This is a genomic window from Nodosilinea sp. FACHB-131 (assembly GCF_014695395.1).
Classification (GTDB): domain Bacteria; phylum Cyanobacteriota; class Cyanobacteriia; order Phormidesmidales; family Phormidesmidaceae; genus Nodosilinea.
Window position 1 is genome coordinate 59,390 of record NZ_JACJOF010000038.1, and the last position, 20,831, is coordinate 80,220.

Genomic DNA, 20,831 nt, shown 5'->3' on the forward strand with positions numbered 1-20,831 from the left:
GTTTAGGCTAGCCTCTGCTGGCTGTCGACCACCTGCCGCGCGGTGCCTCCGTTGCGATCGCCGTAGGTGCCGTAGTAGAAGTAGCTGTGGGGCTCGTGGCGAGGCAGAATGCCGTTGATCACCTGGCCTAGCACCGGCAACCGCGACTGCGTCAGGCGCTCATTAGCCATGGTGGCGCTATCGATATCGACCACGCCAGGACGGGTGACCAGCACCACGCCATCGGCCATTTGTCCCAACGCCAGAGCATCAATACCGATGTTGAGCGCGGGGGTGTCGATCACAATAAAGTCGTAGGTTTGGGCCAGCTGCTCTAGCACCACCACCATGCGCTGGGAGTCGATCAGCACCGCCGGGTTGGGGGGTATCACCCCGGCGGTGAGTAGGTCAAGGTGCTCAACTGGGGTTTTAATCATCCCCTGAGCAGGCCGCTGCTCCACTAGCAGGTTGCTGAGGCCCTGGTCGTTGACCACATGCCAAATCTTGTGCTGGCGGGGGCAGCGCATGTCGGCGTCGATCAGCAGCACGCGCTGGCCGGTCTGGGCGCGGGCCATGGCCAGGTTGGCCGACACCACCGATTTACCCTCGCCAATCACCGAGCTGGTAATCACCACGGTGTTGATGTCGCGGTCAGAGCTGAGAAACCGGAGGTTGGCCTGCAGCATGCGGTAGGCTTCGGCGATCGCACCACTGGGTGCTTGCTCGACCACAACTTCGGCATGGTCGCCGCTGGGTAGAGGGTGGCCCCAGCGGTGGTCAGGAATCATGCCCAGCAGGGTGAGACCGAACAGGTCTTTGGCCTCGGTGGCGGTTTTGAGTTTGCGATCGCGCGACTCCAGCCCCAGCGCGGTCAGCCCTGCCAACCCCAGACCCAGCAGCGCTCCGGTAGCTAAAAAAGACCCGCCGCGGGGAGCCACAGGCTGATCGAGCGCCACTGCCGGCTGCATAATGCGGGCGTTGCCCATGTTCTGATTTTCGGTGACGCGGGCCTCGTGCAGTCGCCCCAGCAGTAGAGCATAGGTAGACTGGGCCGCCTCCAGCCGTCGCATTAGCTCCCGCTGTTCCTGCTCCAAAAAGGGCAACTGCGCCGCCCGCTGGGTATAGGCACTCTGAGCGGCTGCTAGGGCATTTACCTGCTGGGTCAGGCCCTGGCGTTTGGCCTCGGTGCGGGCCAGATCTCCCGCCAGGGCGGCTTTGAGTTCGCCCCCTTGCAGCTGCCCTTTGGCTGGAGCGGGCAGACCGTGGAGCGCTTCGGCAATGCGTTCATCCAGCAGGGCTTCGAGGTGGGCACGGCGGGTGAGCAGGGTCGAAACCACCGGGCTGGCGTCGCGATAGCGCACCCGCTCCACCGCCAGCTGTGCCTCCACCGCCTGGAACTGGGTGAGAATATCCTGCACCCCCGGCGACTGGTTCAACGACGTCAGGGCGATCGCCTGCTGCGGCGTCATCCCCAGCTGCTCGCTAAAGGACTGGGCTTGGCCGCTGACATCGGCTAGCTCTGAGTTAACCTCGGCCAAGTGGCGGTTCAGCTCTTCGCGAGCGACCACCATCGCTCCCTTTTCTTCTTCTAAAGAAGCCACCTGGTGAGCCTCCTGAAAGCGGCGCAGTTCGGTTTCGGCAGCCTGTACACGGGCTTCAGCGCCGGGCAGCTCTCGCTCTAGAAATTCGCGGGCGGCTACGGTCTCAGCCCGGTTGTCTTGAATGTGTTGGTCGATGTAGACCAGCATCACCGCATCGACTACGGCCTGGGCCAGCTTGGGATTGCGATCGCGGTAGGTCAGCAGCAAAATATCGGTGCCGCGCGGGCTGGTCAGGCTGAGGTTGTGCTTGAGGTCGCCCCGGCTGAGGGAAGGCTGATCGGCCGGAGCAAAGGCATTCACCTTCTCTACAACGGCGTCCAAGATTGGCGTTGACCGGATTTCCTCCATCTCGGTGGTGATTGGGTTGTTCGACTCCACTGTGGGATCAAACCCGCTGACCCCGGCCCCAACCCCGGTTAGCGCGGCGGCCTTGTCAGCTCCGGTGAAGCGAATTTTGCCCTCGGCCTGATAGATCTCGGGCTGTAGGCTTAGGGTTACTGCCGTACTAGCCACTGCGCTGGCAAACACCACCGTTGCGGGCAACCAACGGCGTTTCAACATCAACCAGTACTGACTCGTATTCATAGCGATCGGGGTAGGCGAGGAGGAAGGCAGGGAGCGGGGACTGAGAGCTGTAGGGTAGGTTGTGGCGTTGGCCTAACCCACTGCCTAAGGTGTCTTTGGTAGCGGGGCTGTGCTGTACCCTGCGGTGTCAAGAGCTACTGAATTGACAGAGGCTTAAGTTTTGGGGTTTGACAAACGTTTTGACGGGGGTTTTTAGCTTGAGGAAAAAATACTTTGAGGGCTACTTTTAGCCCCTAAACTGGGTTAGCAAAAGGTTGAGACTTTTCTGTTCTGTGGAAATTTACCAGCGGCTACTAAAACAGCGACCCTAAGCCACTCCTATTTTGAGGCAGCAGGGAGAGCGGTCGAGGTCTAACGCCGCGACAAACTACTTCACAATCTAGGGGCAAACAACCGCTTGTCCCTCTCCAGCAAGGGGTTGTTCAACAGCGCGATTTATTGAATTCACCCTAGCAAAGGCGATCGCAAAAGGAGTGCCACTTTGCCTAGGTTGCTGGAGTCACAGCCTGGCGAATGGATTTAGTTGCTGGCCTATAGTGGTGCTGGTACCACTGCACAAAGTGGCGAATGCCCACCTCTGGTGAGGTGGTTGGGCGAAACCCAACCGCCTGGGTGAGGTCGTCAATGTCGGCGTAGGTAGCGGGTACATCCCCTGGCTGCATGGGGAGCCAGTTTTTCTGGGCAATTTTCCCCATTTCTTGCTCAATGATTTCGATGAATTTGAGCAGCGGCAGCGGTTGATTGTTGCCCAGGTTATAAATTTTGCAGGGGGGAAGATCGGCCTGGCGCTGGGGCGGGCGATCGAGCAGGCGCACCAGCCCTTCGACCACATCGTCGATATAGGTAAAGTCGCGCTCCATGTGGCCGTGGTTGTAGACATCAATAGGCTGGCCCTGGTCAATGGCCTGCACAAATTTGAAGTAGGCCATATCGGGGCGACCCCAGGGGCCGTACACCGTAAAAAACCGCAGCCCCGTCACCGGCAGACCGTAGAGGTGGCTGTAGGCGTAGGCCATCAGCTCGTTCGATTTTTTGGTCGCCGCATAGAATGAAACCGGCTGATCGACAGAATCGCCTACTGCGAAGGGCACCTTTTTGTTGGCTCCATACACCGAGCTAGAAGAGGCGTAGACCAGGTGAGAGACACGATCGCGGCAGCCCTCTAGCACGTTAGCAAACCCCACTAGATTGCTTGCCACGTAGGCCTGAGGATTGTGCAGCGAGTAGCGCACCCCCGCCTGGGCCGCCAGGTGCACCACTCGATCAAAGGGCTGCTGCTGAAATAGGGTGTGCAGTCTTGCCCCATCGCTGATGTCGAACTGGTCAAACTCAAAGTTGGCAAAGGTCATTAGCTGCCCCAGGCGGGCTCGTTTGAGCCGCACATCATAATAGTCGTTGAGGTTGTCAATGCCGTAGACCTGGTGCCCATCGACCAACAGCCGACGGGCCAAGTGGTAGCCGATGAAACCGGCAGTTCCGGTGACTAGAATTGTCATGGCGGATTCAGCTGGGTAGAGATTGCTACCAACTGTTCTACCGTTGAAAGCGGTCTGAATTAGGGCCAAATTGCCCTAGCTTGAAGACTGAATTGAGTTGTATTTCTCACTCATAAATAATATTTCATCGAGTCTTTATAATTTATTGCCAGCCTAATTTTAGGTTTGTGATAGCGGCAATTTGGCATAGTGATGACCGCAAAATTGCCTATGCTACTGTGGCAATTCAATCCTTAACTATGGGCGTGTTGCTTAATTTCAGGAGAGAACCTTGAGGGTGGTGGTGCGACATCGCCTTGGGTGATGGCTAAGGTCTAAACTCTGCGGTGGGCGGAGCTAGGGCCATAACCTCCCCTGCTCCATCCTCTACATTAAAATCACCGGTGAAGTTCCCTCACCACTCTCCTTGAGGGCTGATTTCCCGATGTCGTTTACAGCCCAAGATTAGTCCAGTCGCCCCTACTTTAGGAGATGGACGAGCTGGCCATGTTCCTGCACCCAACGGGATTTGTCACGCCAATACAGCTTTTTTGAATAGCTGGGCTTGCGGTCTAACCCCAAGCCTTCAAAGTCAGCCCCGGGAAAGCCAATGGTTTGCCACTGCCCGGTTAGCCTGACGACTTTTAGAGCACGTCTCAGGAGGATTTTCAATGCTGTTTAAGCTCAGTGGCCGATTGCCCTATCTCAGGAATCGCCATGTTTTGCTGGCCGATATTGCAATTTTTTTGGTGTCTCCGCTGCTGGCCCTGGGCCTGCGGCTCGATGGAGCGATTAACTTTCAGGCTTACTATCCCCAGCTGGTTTGGTTTACCCTGGCGTTTTTGCTAGTTAAGCTAGGCGTGCTGGGTCTGTTTGGCGGCTATCGGCGCTGCTGGCGTTACGCCAGCGTTGACGAACTCCAGCAGCTCACTCTGATGATGGTGGCAGCCATTGTGCTGCAAACTTTAGCCTTTGATCTGCTGTCCCCTAGCCTGCTCGACGGGCTGCCGCGATCGCTGCCTCTCCTCGACGCTATTTTAGGCTTTTTGCTGGTGGGGGCGCTGCGGTTTAGAATTCGTGCCCTAGAGCGCCTCAGCCAGTCGCGCCGCACCTTCTTTCGCCGCGACCGCGTCCTTGTTGTTGGCGCGGGCAGCGCGGGCGTTTCCCTGGTGCAAGAGATGCAGCGCAACCCCTCCCTGGGGCTGCGCCCCGTCGCCTTTGTCGATGATGACCCAGCCAAGCTGCACCTGCGCATTCGCAAACTGCCGGTAGAGGGCAACCGCAGCCAAATTGCCGAGCTGGTGCGATCGCTGCACATTCGCAAGGTGATTATTGCCATGCCCACCGTGGCTGGAGATGTGATTCGCGAAACCGTCGAAATTTGCCAGCGGGCTGGGGTTCAGACCAGCACCCTTCCCGGCATTCACGAAATTCTCAACGGCCGCGTTTCCCTGGGCCGAGTGCGCGACGTGCAGATTGAAGACCTGCTGCGCCGCGACCCTGTGCAAATGGATGTAGAACAGGTTGCGAATCTGGTGTGCGGCAAGCGAGTGCTGGTGACGGGGGCCGGAGGGTCCATCGGCAGCGAGCTCTGCCGCCAGCTGCTGCAGTGCCATCCCCAGGAAATTATTCTCGTTGGTCACGGCGAAAACTCTATTTTCAACATCCAGCAGGAGCTGGAAAAAGCAGTCAAAACCCTTGGGGCGCAGAATGGCCCCCAAATTTCGCCCTTCATTGCCGATATTCGCTTTCGCCATCGCCTGGAGTGCGGCTTCAGTCGGTTTAGGCCACAGATGGTGTTCCATGCCGCCGCCCACAAGCACGTGCCGATGATGGAATCGAATGCCCCTGAGGCCGTTACCAACAACATCATCGGCACTCAAAACCTGGTCACCCTGGCCCAGCGTTACCAGGTTGAGCACTTTGTCATGATCTCCACCGATAAGGCCGTAAACCCCACCAATATCATGGGGGCCAGCAAGCGGGTGGCTGAAATGCTGGTGCTGCAGGCGGCCCAACAGAGCGGTCGCCACTACGAAGTCGTGCGCTTTGGCAACGTGTTGGGCAGCCGGGGTAGCGTGGTGCCCACCTTTAAGCGCCAGATTGCCGAGGGCGGTCCCATTACCGTCACTCACCCCGAAATTTGCCGCTACTTTATGACCATTCCTGAGGCGGTACAGCTGGTGCTTCAGGCTGCCACCATGGGCCAGGGAGGCGAAATCTTCATGCTCGACATGGGTCAGCCAGTCAAAATTGTTGACTTAGCCAAGGAGCTGATTCGCCTGTCAGGCTACGAGCTGGGCAAGACCATGCAGATTGTGTTTACCGGTCTCAGACCGGGAGAAAAGCTCTATGAAGAGCTGTTTATTGGCGGTGAACAGTACACTGCTACGCGCCATAAAAAGCTGTTTGTGGTCACTAACGCTAGCGGCATTGTGCCCACCCAACTCGATCGTTTGGTGCGCGCCTTAAACCGCGCTGCTCTACGCCACGACCCAGCGGAGATTACCTTTTTACTGGAGCAGCTAGTGCCCGGCTTTAAACCCCAGTATCAGCCACCCGTAACGATGCCGGAACTTGCCCCCGAGTCGGTAGCAGAACCGGTAGCGAAGCGATCGCCTTGGCCTGCTATCGAGAAACGGCCGATGCCCGCGTTGGCGGTGGGCTATGACCAAACCGCCTAAGGGAGTTCGCGGTTCGGCCCAATCGTCAGGTGTCTGAATCTAGGCCCCGAACCACTGAACGTTGTAGGGGCCGAGCCCAACCCCTTGCCACCGATGGGCTTAACCCAGGTCAGAGATGAGTTTTGCCATGAACCATTTGCCCATTCAATCTGCATCGAGGAGATGCCAGCCATGACCATTCTGTCTACCGTCCATGGCCAGCGCTGGGGTCTGGCGCTGACGTTTGCCCTCGTGGTTAGCAGCGGCGGGGCGCTAGCATCGCCGCCACTTCTGGCCCCGGCCCCGGCTCTGGAAGCAGACTACGAGACTGGGGCCGTCAGCGGGGTGGTTACCGATACCTATCTCCTGGGACCGGGCGATCGCGTGCTGGTCGATATTTTTGACGTGCCCGAGCACAGCGGCGAACGGCAGGTGCTGATCGATGGCTCGGTCAACCTCAACTGGGTGGGCGGTGTCTCGGTGCAGGGCATGACCCTGCACCAGGCGGCCAGTGCCATCGCCGTCGCCTACAACCGCTACCTCTACGACCCCCTCGTCACCGTCACCCTGACTAGCCCGCGTCCGCTGCGAGTCAGTGTGGCTGGAGCCGTCAATCGGCCCGGCTCATACGTGGTGTCGTTTACCGAAGCCCCCGGCAGCAACCCCGATACCCGCTGGCCCACCGTGACCCAGGCCCTCCAGCAGGCCGGGGGCATTACCCAGTTTGCCAACGTGCGCCAAGTGCAGGTGGAGCGGCAGCAGTCGGTCAACGCCACCAATGGGCTCAATCTTGACCTCTGGGCTCTGCTGCAAACCGGCGATCTCAGCCAAGACCTTGCCCTACGGGATGGCGACAGCATTTATGTGCCGGCCACGACGGCCATCGACCCCACCGAGGCCCGAGACCTGGCCTCGGCCAGCTTTTCCCCCGCCGTGATTCGGGTCAACGTAGTGGGCGAAGTGCCTCGCCCTGGCACGGTAGAAGTGCCCCCCAACACACCTCTCAATCAGGCGCTGTTGGCTGCAGGCGGGTTTGACAATAGCCGCGCCCAAACGGACTCAATTCAGCTAGTGCGACTCAACCCTGACGGCAGCGTCTCTCAGCGGCAGGTGCCGGTCGATTTTACCCAGGGCATTAACGAGCAAACCAACCCCATTCTCTACGCCAACGATGTGATTATTGTAAGCCGCTCTGGTACGGCCCAGTTTTCCGATTCCTTTGACGGGGTGTTAGAGACCATCGGCAAAATATTTCCGTTCTTCTTTCTGTTCTAAGGAAGAAGCATTGCTGAATTCAACTCCTGGAACATCCCAGAGGGAAAACTCAATGGCTTTCCTTCTCCTTGCGATCGCTCTCTACAGTAGCGGCTTGAGCTCGTTCCATTCGAGAGTACGACAGGGCAGTTGGTAGAGGAGGCCATCGGTTTGGGTAACCCAGTCTCTTTGGGAAATAGTATAGACCCAGCCCTCACCCACCTGGGGTGACCCCTCGGGGACAGCGGGGTTGAGTAGACATCCCTGGCGTAGCCAGAGGTAGTCACCGCTAGTCAAGGGATACTGGGCCAGGGTTTTGCCTGCCTGCAGCGGTTGTTCTACCAAGCGGGGCAGCAGTCGTCGACTGAGGATTAGGCTGGGCACCACGCCCAGGGGAGTACACTGTTTGAAAAAGGCTAGCTGCGATTGCCGTCGCAGCCGACTCTGAAGCTGGTATAGCACTGAGGGCTGCTGGCTCAGCACCCGCTCCGCCGCCTTGTAGGGCAACCGCACCAGCTGACCAGGGGCAGCAGCCCTGGCCCGATAGGGCAGCGAATGGTCGCTGCGATCGCCGCCAAAGGCCTCGCCCGGCCCTAGACAGGCCACCGAAACGGTTTTCCCCAAGGTTTTATTGTCAACCAGCAGACGTACCCTTCCCGAGGTAATCAGGAAGAGGTCGCCAGCCTCATCAAGCGAGCAAGTTTCGTTGCGGGGCGGGTAGGTTACGATATCATTGCCCAAATCAAATTGGTAACTTTGAGCCGTTTCAACTTCAGCTAGCAGCGCTTTAATTAGGGCCGCTGAAACAAGCTCTTGAGATACTAATTTTGACTCCTTTAAAGAGCATTTAAAGACTCGGCTAGGGGGGTGTAATACCTGATTGAACTGGCATGGTAGATAGATATTCATGGTGGCCTTGGGCCTGGAGGACGCTTGTTTGGTTCCCCAAGCCTATCAAGCATTTAGGTTTTGACTATAGAAGTAAATTAAAAAATAAAATAAAATATGGCCGTTCCGATGAGGTAGAGATGAAGACGCTGATGAACCTAACGAACAGTACATGAATTCACTTTCTTGCATGGGATCTGAAGTGTCTTTGCTGTCTCCTGAACAGGCATCTTAGAGAATCTTCATGCATTAATGTTAAGCAGCCCTAGACGTCGTTGAGGAAAGCACCAGTCCCAATTTTATTTGTCTAGAGCGCAATGGCCAATGACCTCGATATCTTAGAATGGCTAGATTGACATGGCTACGTTGAGACCCTGCTATGGGGTGGACAGCATTGATGTTTTGAGTAACTCATGCTTAATTGCCACATTGTTCCCTTGGGAAAATATCATTCTAGGCAAGATGGCAGTATAATCTCAATGCTTCTTACTATACTTTTCAGATAGCATCTATTTGATATCATTCCTAGGCCACGATTTTATCTTTGTCCGCTCAATTCGCATCTCTAATGCGGATTAGCAATAGGCTAATTGCAGGAAATGAGATTTATGGCCAATTTGACCGGTCTATCTCTAGATGCTCAGGAGGTTGTTGATTATCTCCGTCAAAGTTTTCGCTTGTCAGAGATCTATCAAGAGATTATTGAGCAAAAAATCGTTAGTCAGGTTGCTATAGATAATGATGTAGTTGTTACTCTTCAAGAGATTGAAGTGGAGGTTGAGAATGTCCGCTACGAGAAAGAGTTCGACAGCTCCGTTGACCTGATGACCTGGCTGAGCGATCGCGGCACCACCTTAACTGACCTCAAACAATCAATTCACTTCAGCCTGCTGACCCAAAAGGTTGTACGCCATCTTTTCCTTGATCAGGCTGAGGCCGTATTTTCTCAGCAGCGTAGTCGCTTTGACCAGTTAGTGCTGTACAAAATAGTAGTCCCCTACGAGCATCTAGCTCAAGAAGTTTTTTACCAAATTGAAGAAGAGGAAATCAGTTTTTTTGAAGCGGCTCACGTCTACGATATCGACGAAAATCGCCGCCTCAACTGTGGCTATGAGGGTAAGATAGTCCGCTCTGACTTACCGTCAGAGCTCGCTGAGCCCCTGTTGACAGCGAGAATTAATGAGGTGATTGGGCCAATCAAGACCGCCAATCAGTTCTATGAACTTTTCTGGATCGACGATGTGATTGCTCCTACCCTGACGCCAGCGCTTCAAGATGCTATTCTCAACCAGCTGTATCACGACTGGATGAAGGATAAAATAAACGATTATCTAGCTTCCCTAAGTCCCCACTTTGAGTAGTTGTTCTGTCGCCGCCTGCCGTGAAGCAACGCCGATATTTGCCAGTGACCTACGGTGCGGTGGGAATAGGGGCAGGGCTGCTGGCTCTATCTGGCTGGCTGGTCGTTCAGCTGGTTCTAGCTCAGCACCAGGCACCCACTCCCCAAGCAATTCTTGTACTAGAGGGTCAAACCAGTCGCGTGCGCTTTGCGGCAGAGTTTTCCGGTCAGCACCCTAGCCTACCCCTGTGGGTATCGGGCAACCCCCAGGGGCAGGCGCTGAATGAAGCTATCTTTCAGCAGGCGGAAGTGCCCGAGGACCTCGTCCACTACGATGGCTGTGCCACCGACACGGTGACCAACTTTACCTGCACCCTGCCAGATTTAACAGCACGCGACATTCGGCACGTCTACGTCATTACGTCTGATTACCACATGGCGCGGGCGCGGGCCATTGCCGCCATTGTGTTTGGTAGCCGAGGCATTGTGGTGACGCCGGTGGCTCTAGCAGCCCCCCACCGCTCTCCCGAGTCGCCCCTGCGTACGGTACGCGACTGTCTGCGATCGCTGATTTGGCTAGCCACTGGCAAAACCGGAGCCAGCCTCAACCCGGGCTAGGGCAGGTGGCTCCTCAACGGCTACGGTTGCACTTGTTAAACCCAGCGCCTGTTGATTGCAAACCAGAGTGTCGCTGGACCTTGTACTCTGAGTTCCAGTGGTCTGGCGGGGACGATTGTCTTTAATGAGTCGTTTATAGGTACGATAGGGCAGATAGTGAGCTGGATTGTAGCCCGCGTAGCGCAAGATTAAAACGCAGGCCCAGGAATATTTTCCTTCTACAATAGCTGTTACCACTTGGTCAAACTGTTCTGCACTCATAACTCGATTTGTGGTCGAATAGCTGGCTAGGGAAACTGAGGCGTGCCGCGGCATTAAAAATCTCCAAAGAAATTAAATTTTATTGAGCAACAGATTTCAATAAATTGAGTAAAACCGGCTGATGTCTCATCGACCTTAGGTTGAAAGCCGAGGCTTAACCCTAGGCTATAGGCTCAAATTCAGCAGCTTTAGCTCTGGTAAAAACAGTGAACTGGGCTGAATGACATTACTTAATAAGCACTTGTAAGGTGTAAACCCCCTGCGCAATCAGGTCACTAACACAGTCGAAGCGCAGGATATCGGCTTCATAAAAGCCGGCGAAAGGGCCAAAGTAATAGGTGAAAAAGGCCTGTTGGTAAGAATTTCTATCCACCAGTCACCTTTGCCAAGCTGGGAAATACTGAGAAAAATCTGTTTTATCATTGAGTCTATAGGTAAGACAGCACCCGATCGGGCAATCCCCAGATCCAAACGGAAAAATTACTAAGACTATCTTTAAAGCTCTTCCGTGAGGAAGTCGTGAGCAACCCCTTCTTTAGTAACAAGAGTGTTACAAAGATTGATTTAAGTCTATTTAAGTCTTAAAAACTAATTTAGTGCCGGTATAGCGATCGCAGATACTTACAGTTCTAACCTATAGAATCTAGCCGCTTAGACTGCTCCAGCTACACGGTATATATCGCTATTTGTTGCTTGAATCCCTGTGGTTAATCAAAGTGATTTCATCTGATATCTGACTGATTTCACCGTTCAATTGTCGCTTGCCGCTCTAGGTGCCAACGGTTTTTCTAGGGAATAGTTTCTGAAAAAAGTAGCTGTGGAGGATCCCACTACGCGCTTTGGGAAGAAGAATTAGGACAACCACTAGGGCCTCTAGTCGGCCCAAAGACCTTTTGCCTCACAGCGCATTCCTTTAGGAAACCGCTATGCGATTTTTAGTTGTCGAAGACGATATGTTAGTGGCCGAGGCCCTTAAGCTGCTGTTAGCGGAGCAGAGCTACGGCGTAGACCTGGCGCCTACCGGTAGCTTAGCTTTGAAGTTGTTGGAGTCTTTTGAGTATGACCTAGTCATTTTAGACCTGCTGCTGCCCGATACTGATGGTGTAGCACTATGCCAGCGGCTTCGGGCCCAGGGCCACGCAACGCCAATTTTGCTGCTGACCGGGCAAAACAATGTTGAGAAAAAAGCCATCGCTCTCAACGCTGGGGTCGACGACTATGTGGTCAAGCCCTTTGACCGGCAAGAGTTACTGGCTCGGGTACAGGCACTGCTGCGGCGGGGCTCTGGTCAAACTGCGCCGGTGTTAACTTGGGGTGCCCTCAGGCTCAACCCCAGCACCCGACACATAACCTACAACGGCCAGGAAATTACCTTAACACCCAAGGAATATGCCCTGCTTGAACTCCTGCTGCGCCACAGCAATCGCACCTTTAGTGCCAAGGTTATTCTCGATCGCATTTGGGCCGCCGAAGAATATCCAGGTGAAGAAGCTGTGCGCACCCACATCAAAGGGCTGCGACAAAAGCTACGGTCGGCCGGTGCCCCTGCAGAGCTGATCGAGACCATTCATCGGGTAGGCTATCGCCTCAACCCAGCGGCCTACCGGCTTCCAGAGATGGTGCCCCCACGAGCGGCAGCACCCTTGAAATCGTCATCGCCAACGCCAACCAACCGCATCTTAGCGTTGGCCCCAGAGACCATGCACTCCAGTCTGTACCAAGCGCTCAACCACGACGAGACCATACAGCTCGTCATGATCAGCGAATATGCCGACCTTTGGCCCGCTCTCAAGACCTATACCCCTGCTCTGCTCATTTTGAGCTATGACCTAGATGCAGAGAAGAGCCTGGATATCTCTCGCACTCTACGGCAAAGAGCCCCTTGGCAAAGGCTACCAATCATCATGGTGCTATCTGTTGCAACTATTAATGCCATTCAACAGGTGTTTGTTGATGGTGCTAGCGATGTGGTCGTCCAGCCCATTTTGGGGCCAGAACTCAGCGGCCGCATTGCTCGTCAGATGAGGCTAAGCAACTCTTAGACTGCATATTGCCCCCCTTTGGACCTAGCTGCTTCGATTCAATATTGACAACTCAAGACATTATACCAATTACACATGAGTGTGCGCAAAAATGGAGGTATTACCAAGCCTTAAAGGAAAACGCATGGGATGTCCTTTCATCGTTGAAAGCGCTGAGAGCGAACAACAGTTGAAGAAGTCGCTTCAACATACCCGTAGTGTTAACCAAAGGAATGACTACAAATGCTCTATTGGTTTCCAGGTGCATTAAAACCCGCTTGGCAGAGTTAGCGGGAACCACCAACGAAAACCAAAAATCCCCTGAAATCAAGAAATTTCGGGGGAATGGGATAAGCTGGTGACAAGATTCGAACTTGCGAACGGCTGATTAAAAATCAGCTAACGTCTCCTGATATATGGTTCTTTCAAACACTAGAGTTAATTCCTACACCCGATTTACACCCAAAACTCCTCTCTTCCTACGAACAGACAAAAACTGTCATTCTATTCATCAGGCTCATAAATGATGAAGTCACCTGGCTGCCACCCGTAGGCTCGACAGATTTTTTCAATAACGTCTCCAGTAGGGATGTAACCAGGGTCGTCGCATAACCGATAGGCCGTTGCACGACTGAGCCTGGTGTCCTGCCAAAAGCGGTACCGAGTGATTCCTGCTGGTCAATTAGGGTTTTGATGAGGTTCTTTGCACCCATCCCCTAATATTGCCAGCATTCTCATATTGCAACTATGTCTAAAAAATGAAAATAATATATTTGTACACCACCGCATCAGCTTTGGTCGGCAGGAGCGGTGGCTAACCCCTTCTATGGAGCTAAGAACAGGTTGTACGCTCTACTGGTCTGATCTGCAAATCAAAGGGCAAAAGCACCTGAACAAGCACATAGATCGGTTAGAAGGATCTATCGATCTTCTGATCAAGGAAAAGATGAAGAGGCATAAAAGATAGGCCACTTTTACGTGCTCTAGTCCATCAATGAGAAATCGCTGGCTATACAATGCCATGGTAGCGTTCAATTAGTTAATTATTGTTTCAGTCTCGTTGCCGAGATTAGGTGGGTGGCGAGAACCAGCACTTGCTGCTATGGGGTGCGGCACAGCTTGTTTCAGTCTCGTTGTCGAGATTAGGTGGGTGGCGAGATCGGTGGCAGGCTCTGCCTCAAGCTCATCTTTGGGTTTCAGTCTCGTTGCCGAGATTTGCACTGGTCCATTAAGAGGAGATGAGCCTCTGTAAGCCCTTATGTAGCAAAGTTTATAGCCAATTGACCCTAAGATTTTGAAAGTGCCTGCCACACAAGGTTTACAGCCATCTATCATCTCTTAGCAGACCAGTGCCAGATTGGGGTGGGGTCCGTAGAACTTGCGGGCCGACAAAGCCAGCATGGTAATGCCCCACTCGTTGAACTAGATGGGGATTTCGACGACGGCTTGGGAGGCGTCGCAGAGAAAGGAGACTTGGTAGCTTTGGGCGATCACAGCAATTTTCTCAATGGGGTCAAGGGTGCCGACCTCGTTGTTAGCCGCCATGATGCTGAGCAGATGAATGCCGTTGGCGCAGCTTGCTGTAGCTGACACAGATCAGGGCGTGCCTGGGTATCAACCGGAATATGGATCAACTCAATGCGTTCCTGCTTGTGGAGGGCAGCCCAGGTGTCAAGGACGGCTTTGTGCTCAACGGTAGAAATGGCTATGCAAGGCTTAGTGCTGGATCGTTCTAGATAATGAACGGTTCCTTGAATAGCGAGGTTGAGGCTTTCGGCAGCATCGGAGGTGAACGCGAGAGAACCTTTCTCTTGACGATTTAAGCTTTATACGTCTATGACGATGAACAATTGGCCGATCAACACCTAACGCTGTTGCCAGAATGCTTTGGCTGATGCCATGAGTCTCTAAAACTTGCCTGAGCGCTTGTCCTGCCTTTTCCATGCTCCTAATTATGGCAGAGCGTTCTAGGTGGAATGTTACTGAGATAAGGGTTTCGCGATCACTGAAAGCCTTGATTTATCGTAAGGTGGGCACTGTCCACCAGCCTTAATTCAGTGCCATTCCTCATTACATGGATGGCTTGCCCCTAGGTTAGGCAGTTAAGAGCTAAAGTCATCGGGCAGTCCATTGAGCGTTACACCTAGGGCGTCGCATAGCGCCTTCATTTGCGGCACGGTGAGACTGGCCACGCTCATGCCGCGCTCCCAATTGCTTACCGTCTTGCCGCTGACGCCCACAACCCGGGCTAAAGCTTCTTGAGAAAGGCCCGCTTGCTCTCTCAGATGCTTGAGCGTATGTGAGGAAGATGGGTCGGGTGGGCTAGCGGGCATGTAGGAATGATTTCTAGAAATAGGGTTGACAAACGAGCCTGTTTTCTAAAAACTAATTTCTAGTTTCGCCATGAAACAGGCTTAAGTCCTGGAGAGGCACTGAAAAGTAGTGTCTCATCTCAATTTGCCCTAGCTCAAGTTATTACAGCATAAATATCATCCCATTCCATGTTTGGGCGATTGTGCGCTTTCTGCCCGACATGCAGCGGGTGGTGGTCAATCGCTTTCGTCGCCGCTCTGATGCGGAAGAATGTCTACGGGTGCTGCGTCGCGCTGCGACTGGTCGTGACTACACGCTGCTCTACTATCCCTCCGGAGAGGAGTCTACGTTTATGGTGCGCAAGGAATATAACAAGCTGGTGCGCGATCGCATCCCCGAAATCCTAAAAAGCCAACAGGTCAAGTTTGGCGTTGAGGAGATGACCCAGTCCGACTACTGCCAAGCATTGCGGCAAAAGTTGATTGAGGAGGCGCAGGAAGCCGCCGAGGCTGTGGAGACCAACCTGGTGACCGAACTCGCTGATCTCTGCGAGGTGATTGATGCCACGATGGACGCGTATGGCGTTCAGCGAAACCAGGTGTTGGCCTGCCAGATGCAGCGACGCATTGACCGAGGTGCGTTTAGCCAAAAACTTCGCTTGCTCTGGACGGAGACCTAGCGAGATTGGGCTCACCAGGGAGAAGCGGCCCATCAGTGTCATGGGCTCCTACGGGGATTTATCTAGGGAAGCTACCCTTCAGCGGAAGCCCTTTGAACAATCGTTTACACCTGGGGAATGGGACAGCCAAGGCGTAAGCTATAAAACATCGTGTAAAGAAATTTAAGCAAGATGTTGCGTGCGACTCCTCAATAGTTGGGCTTGGCTAAACTGCGGTAAATGCCCACCACTGAGGAGTCTGCGTGAGCCTGAAGGATCTAACGATTCAGGACGAGTATCGCAGCAGCGAGTGCAATATCGTCAAAGATTTTTACATTCCGTGTCTGGAACAGGCCACGGTGTACAACCGGGCGGTTGGCTATTTCTCTAGCTCTTCGATGGCTTGTGTGGCCCAGGGGCTGACAGCGTTTGTGCAATCGGGTGGGCAAATGCGTCTGATCACCTCGCCTCAACTGTCGGAAGAAGATGTGCAGGCTATTGAGCAAGGACTCAAGGACCGAGAGCAGACCATTGAAGCGGCTTTGCTGCGGGAGCTGGAGGTAGAATTGCCTCAGATAATTCAAGACCGGTTGACGGCATTGGCTTGGTTGCTAAGTAATGGCCTATTGGAGATTAAGCTAGCTATTCCAAAAACTCTCCGTAAGCGGGGAATTTATCACGAAAAGCTGGGCGTTTTTGTCGATTCAGAAGGTCATGTAGTGGCTTTTGCTGGGTCGGCTAATGAGAGTGCCAGTGCGTTGATTGATAATTTTGAGTGCATCGAGGTCTATTCTTCTTGGGATGCGGGGGTACAGCGGCGAGCTTTGAGAAAAGCGCAGCACTTTCAGGATTTGTGGAATGACCAGACGAAGAACGTAGAGGTGATGGCGTTCCCGGAGGCGGTGGCGCGATCGCTACTGCAATTTTGCCCATCCCAGCCGCCTACCCAAGAGCCCAGGGTTTCCGCGATGGATGAGCGCTACGAGACCGATATACCTGAGCCGAAACCCTCTAAGCACGGCGTGCCAATCACGCCCTTTTGGTTGAACCTGCGACCCTACCAAAAGCAGGCGGTGGAGAACTGGTTTAAGAATAATGGGCGTGGCACTCTGAAGATGGCGACGGGCAGCGGTAAGACGATTACTGCTTTGGCCGTTGCCGCCGCTCTATACGACAAGATTCAGCTTGAGGCGTTGATTGTGGTGTGCCCCTACCGGCACCTAGTGCAGCAGTGGGATCGGGAATGCCGCAAGTTTGGTCTAGAGCCAATTTTGGCCTATGAGAACATGAAGAGGTGGCAGAGCGACCTATCGAACCAGCTGATTAATCTGCGGCTGGGGCTACAGCCTTTTGTTACGGTGATTACGACCAATACCACGCTGATGGGGCAAGGGCTCCAAACTCTGCTTAAACCTGCTTCTGATGGGCAACGAGGTTCTTTCCCACAAAAGACGTTGCTGATTGGAGATGAGGCTCACAACTTGGGGGCTGAGCGGTTGGCAGCGAGTTTGCCGAGAACAGTAGGGCTAAGGCTAGGACTTTCGGCTACTCCTGAGCGATATTTTGATGACCGGGGCACCAGAGCGTTATTTGACTACTTTGGCCAGGTGCTGGAACCGGAGTTTACTCTCAAGGATGCGATTGAACACGGGGCGCTGGTTCACTACCTGTATTACCCGATTTTAGTGGAGCTGACGGAGGACGAAACCCTGCGCTACGGGGAACTGTCGGCTAGGATTGGTCGGGTGTTGGCGATTGGTGGGGATGGTGATGACAACGAGGCTTTGGGGCCACTGTTAGCCCAACGGGCTAGGCTGGTGGGGGCTGCGGAGAACAAGCTGAAAGCCTTGCGGAAGCTGATGAAGCGGCGGTTGAAAACTGACCATACACTGTTTTACTGCGGCGATGGGTCGGTGGAAGACGATGTAACCCAGGAGAGTAGGCGGCAGCTTGAGGCGGCAACTCGGCTGTTGGGGAGTGAGTTGGGGTATCGGGTGAATACCTACACAGCAGAAACGTCTCTGGATGAGCGGGAAGATTTGCGGCAGCAGTTTGAAACGGGCGAGTTGCAAGGGCTGGTGGCGATTCGGTGTTTGGATGAGGGGGTAGATATTCCGGCGATACAGTCGGCGGTGATTTTGGCAAGTAGCAGCAACCCTCGGCAGTTTGTGCAGCGCAGGGGGCGCATTTTGCGTCGTTCTCCAACCAAAGAAAGGGCAGAGCTTTTTGACATGATTGTGGTACCGCCAGATCTGGGACGGGAATCTTTAGTTACAGAACGAAATTTGCTGAGGAAGGAGTTGAAGCGGTTTACAGAGTTTGCGGATCTGGCGGATAACGCCGGAGAGGCTAGGGTAAAGCTGCTGCCACTACAAAAACGCTATGGGTTAATGGATGAATAGGTGGTCGTTTTGGTAAGAAAAAAGGAGGGATGTTTTGACCCAGGAAATTTCTAAAGATGATGTGCAAAAACCTATTCATGATGCACCATCGGACATTAAGCAAATTATTGCTAAGGTCTTGCAGGCCGAAAAAGACAAGCTTTATATGAAAACGCCTCGATATATAAACGACGATTTATTGAAAGTTTTTGAGGAGGAGATTAAGTGAAGCTACTCTCGCTCCGGCTTTGCAATTTTCGGCAATTCTATGGTGAAACTCCTGAGCTAGACTTGGGTGGTACAGCTCAACGCAAAATAACAATTATTCATGGCAACAATGGCGCGGGTAAAACCACGCTGCTGAACGCATTTACCTGGGTTTTGTTTAATCAGTTTACGGCAGCATTTAAAGAAGAAGATTATTTAGTCAATAAACGAGCGATCGCCGAAGTTTCTGTCGGCCATCCAGTTGAATGTTGGGTGGAATTACTGTTTGAGCATGGCGGCAAAAAATACCGCGTTCGCCGGGGGCGCAAAGCTTATCTAGATAGAAGTGTCGTCAAAGAGAGCGATACTGATACTAAACTCTTTGTAGCAGAGGCCGATGGGCGCTGGATTAGCCCTAGCCAAGAGCCGGAACAGGTGATCAACCGCATCTTGCCAGAGAGTCTGCACCAGTACTTTTTCTTTGATGGAGAACGCATTGAAAAAATTGTGCAGTCTAACAAGCGCAAAGAAATTTCGGAGGCAACCCGAACGCTGATTGGCTTGGAGGTGCTAAAGCGATCGGTTGACCACCTAAAGACGGTTAAGAAAACGTTGCAAGATCGCCTTAAAACCATTGGCGATGCTGAAACCCAGGAGTTGCTGGAGCGAAAGGATCGCCTAGAGCGAGAAGTCGAGACTGTTGGCCAGCGACAAAATGAAATTGAAGAAGAACTGAATAGTCATAGGCAAATAGAGGCGGAGGTTAGCCAACGACTGAGAGAACTTGAGGGAGTAAGCCAGCTCCAGCTGCGGCGAGATGACCTAGAAGCCCAAGAAAAAGCTGAACAAGAGAAACTAAGGCAGGCCAGAGCTAATCTAAAACTAGCCATTTCGACCAAGGGCTACACGGTGTTGCTGAAGGATGCTACCGCTAAGTTTCGGCAATTGGTGGATGGGCTACGGGAGCGGGGAGAACTGCCCGCCGACATTAAGCAGCAATTTGTGCGCGACTTGCTGACCCGCCAGCGCTGCATTTGCGGATCAGAACTGTGTGAGGGCACGCACCAGTACGCGCAGGTGAAGTCGTTTTTAGACCGAGCTGGGTTAGCTGATGTAGAAGAAACGGTAATTCGGATGGGGGCACAGGTGGATGGGCTTGAGGCCCAGGTGCCTAAGTTTTGGCAAGAGGTTGAGCAAGAGCAGCGGAATATTCAGCAGCTTATAACTTCCCTTGGCCGAATCGAAGATGCGCTGGGTGAGATTCGGGAGCAATTGCAGAATAGCCCAATTGAGGATGCTCAAAATCTGCAAGCACGACTGGATGACACAAAGGGCAAACTCTCAAGGCTTACCTTTGAGCAGGGGGAAAATAACCAAAAGCTGAAGGACAATACTGCTGCCATTGAGCAGCTAGAGCAGCAGATTCAGAAACACCAGCTGGCGGAAGAGAAACAGATTGTAGCCCAGCGGCGGGTAGACGCAGCAAATGAGGTAATTAAGCGCCTTAGTCAAGTGCAAGATAACTACAGCGTTTGGTTTAGGGCGCAGTTGGAGAAGCGCATTCAAGAGGTGTTTGGCAGAATCTCGATTACGCCCTACACGCCTCGGCTGAATGAGAAGTATGAATTGACGTTGGAAGACAGCACTACGGGGCGACCGACTCCGGTAGCGGCATCTCAGGGAGAAAACCAGATTTTGAGCCTGTCGTTTATTGGGGCAATTGTAGACAAGGTGCGGGAGTGGAGTAAGGATAAAAACTCTAGCCTGTTTATGGGGCCAGATAGCAATGTGTTTCCGCTGGTAATGGATTCGCCGTTTGGGGCTTTGGACTCGGTGCATCGGCGGCAGGTGGCAAGGTCTTTGCCGCAGTTAGCTAACCAACTGGTGGTGCTGGTGTCGAAGACCCAGTGGCGCGGTGAGGTGGAAAAGGAGATGGATGAGTTGATTGGCAAGATGTATGTGTTGTTGTATCACTCGCCAAAAGAAGATGTGGAGCAGGATGAGATTTTTTTGAAGGGAGAACATTACCCACTGGTGCGCCGGAGTGTGAATGAGTATGAGTGGACTGAAATTGTGGAGGTGAATTGAGATGGGTGACGCAAGGATAAAAATTGCTAGAGATAAAGCTGAATTGGTTCAGAGCTTATTAGCATCAGAAGATACGACCGGTCCGTTTCAAACCTATGCAGATATTATTGCCTTTGCCGCTGTTGTTGGATTCCAACAGCAGCATAAACTTCCCTTATCCGGCGAAATATCAAAACGAGATCCGGCACCTATACATCGAGAAACTTTTGCTTCTAAGGGTTATGAGATGCTTCTGAATTTGATAGCAGTTGCAGCGACTAATGAGACAAACATACTGTCTTCTGATGAAGATTCTTCTGCCAGGAAATTGAGAATTTTTGAAGAATATATAAATGGTGGATTAGAAATATTGAAAAATCGGCTTTTAGGTTCGGTTGATTATGCCGAAAAAATTTTACTTGAGATCTCTCAAGCAAACAACACAAGTAAAGAAAGCGAACTCAACGAATTTGATTTATCCAGCTTCATCTAATGAAGTTAGATTTGGTATTTGTTACTTA

General features: G+C 53.0%; 16 protein-coding genes and 2 pseudogenes. 10 read left to right on the forward strand and 8 right to left on the reverse strand.

Annotated features, from left to right (window positions below; translation table 11 throughout):
- Positions 1-2: 2 nt before the first annotated feature.
- Together H6F75_RS24740 and H6F75_RS24745 are read right to left on the reverse strand one after the other, a co-directional pair.
- Positions 3-2,165: a polysaccharide biosynthesis tyrosine autokinase gene (locus H6F75_RS24740; protein ID WP_190755532.1), complete on the reverse strand. Its 2,163-nt coding sequence runs from the start codon at positions 2,163-2,165 to the stop codon at positions 3-5.
- A 485-nt stretch (positions 2,166-2,650) separates the two neighbouring features.
- Positions 2,651-3,661: an NAD-dependent epimerase gene (locus H6F75_RS24745; protein ID WP_190755534.1), complete on the reverse strand. Its 1,011-nt coding sequence runs from the start codon at positions 3,659-3,661 to the stop codon at positions 2,651-2,653.
- A 650-nt stretch (positions 3,662-4,311) separates the two neighbouring features.
- On the opposite strand from H6F75_RS24745, the gene H6F75_RS24750 reads away from it, so the two are divergent.
- Positions 4,312-6,324: a nucleoside-diphosphate sugar epimerase/dehydratase gene (locus H6F75_RS24750; RefSeq protein WP_190755536.1), complete on the forward strand. Its 2,013-nt coding sequence runs from the start codon at positions 4,312-4,314 to the stop codon at positions 6,322-6,324.
- A gap of 171 nt (positions 6,325-6,495) precedes the next feature.
- Entirely contained in the window at positions 6,496-7,578 is a 1,083-nt protein-coding gene (locus H6F75_RS24755; protein WP_190755538.1) for an SLBB domain-containing protein, read from the forward strand.
- Positions 7,579-7,659: 81 nt separating this feature from the next.
- Here the strand turns inward: H6F75_RS24755 and H6F75_RS24760 are convergent, their stop codons facing one another.
- Positions 7,660-8,181 carry a hypothetical protein gene (locus tag H6F75_RS24760; protein ID WP_206754697.1) on the reverse strand — a complete coding sequence of 174 codons (522 nt, stop codon included), beginning with the start codon at positions 8,179-8,181 and terminating at the stop codon, positions 7,660-7,662.
- Between the two features lie 872 nt (positions 8,182-9,053).
- Between H6F75_RS24760 and H6F75_RS24765 the strand changes: the two genes are divergently transcribed.
- Entirely contained in the window at positions 9,054-9,806 is a 753-nt protein-coding gene (locus H6F75_RS24765) for a peptidylprolyl isomerase (protein WP_190755542.1), read from the forward strand.
- 20 nt (positions 9,807-9,826) lie between these two features.
- Positions 9,827-10,402: an ElyC/SanA/YdcF family protein gene (locus H6F75_RS24770; RefSeq protein ID WP_190755543.1), complete on the forward strand. Its 576-nt coding sequence runs from the start codon at positions 9,827-9,829 to the stop codon at positions 10,400-10,402.
- A gap of 108 nt (positions 10,403-10,510) precedes the next feature.
- On the opposite strand, the pseudogene H6F75_RS28920 reads toward H6F75_RS24770, so the two are convergent.
- Positions 10,511-10,717 (reverse strand): annotated as a pseudogene (locus H6F75_RS28920) (HetP family heterocyst commitment protein); the annotation flags it as partial.
- Between the two features lie 872 nt (positions 10,718-11,589).
- Between H6F75_RS28920 and H6F75_RS24785 the strand changes: the two are divergent.
- Entirely contained in the window at positions 11,590-12,705 is a 1,116-nt protein-coding gene (locus H6F75_RS24785) for a response regulator (protein ID WP_190755548.1), read from the forward strand.
- Between the two features lie 483 nt (positions 12,706-13,188).
- On the opposite strand, the gene H6F75_RS28925 is transcribed toward H6F75_RS24785, so the two are convergent.
- From H6F75_RS28925 to H6F75_RS24800, 4 genes and pseudogenes are all read right to left on the reverse strand, one after another.
- The gene (locus H6F75_RS28925) at positions 13,189-13,353 is read right to left on the reverse strand and encodes a helix-turn-helix domain-containing protein (protein WP_190755948.1); all 165 of its coding nucleotides are present in this window, start codon (positions 13,351-13,353) and stop codon (positions 13,189-13,191) included.
- A gap of 753 nt (positions 13,354-14,106) precedes the next feature.
- Entirely contained in the window at positions 14,107-14,277 is a 171-nt protein-coding gene (locus H6F75_RS28620; RefSeq protein ID WP_347710706.1) for an aminotransferase class V-fold PLP-dependent enzyme, read from the reverse strand.
- A 41-nt stretch (positions 14,278-14,318) separates the two neighbouring features.
- Positions 14,319-14,441, reverse strand: a pseudogene (locus H6F75_RS29060) (aminotransferase); the annotation flags it as partial.
- 345 nt (positions 14,442-14,786) lie between these two features.
- Positions 14,787-15,017: a helix-turn-helix transcriptional regulator gene (locus H6F75_RS24800; RefSeq protein WP_190755550.1), complete on the reverse strand. Its 231-nt coding sequence runs from the start codon at positions 15,015-15,017 to the stop codon at positions 14,787-14,789.
- Positions 15,018-15,199: 182 nt separating this feature from the next.
- Between H6F75_RS24800 and H6F75_RS24805 the strand changes: the two genes are divergently transcribed.
- The 5 genes from H6F75_RS24805 (at position 15,200) to H6F75_RS24825 (ending at position 20,803) form a co-directional block, all read left to right on the forward strand.
- A complete protein-coding gene (locus H6F75_RS24805; protein ID WP_199304122.1) occupies positions 15,200-15,676 on the forward strand; it encodes a nucleoside triphosphate pyrophosphohydrolase in 477 nt (158 codons plus the stop codon).
- A 242-nt stretch (positions 15,677-15,918) separates the two neighbouring features.
- Complete coding sequence (locus H6F75_RS24810; protein WP_190755552.1) at positions 15,919-18,057, forward strand: DNA phosphorothioation system restriction enzyme; 2,139 nt, start codon at positions 15,919-15,921, stop codon at positions 18,055-18,057.
- A gap of 34 nt (positions 18,058-18,091) precedes the next feature.
- Positions 18,092-18,265 carry a hypothetical protein gene (locus H6F75_RS24815; protein ID WP_190755554.1) on the forward strand — a complete coding sequence of 58 codons (174 nt, stop codon included), beginning with the start codon at positions 18,092-18,094 and terminating at the stop codon, positions 18,263-18,265.
- Entirely contained in the window at positions 18,262-20,331 is a 2,070-nt protein-coding gene (locus tag H6F75_RS24820) for an AAA family ATPase (protein WP_190755556.1), read from the forward strand. Before H6F75_RS24815 ends, H6F75_RS24820 begins: the two co-directional genes overlap by 4 nt.
- A gap of 1 nt (position 20,332) precedes the next feature.
- Positions 20,333-20,803, forward strand: a complete 471-nt coding sequence (locus H6F75_RS24825; protein ID WP_190755558.1) for a DNA phosphorothioation-associated protein 4 — start codon at positions 20,333-20,335, stop codon at positions 20,801-20,803.
- Positions 20,804-20,831: the final 28 nt, after the last annotated feature.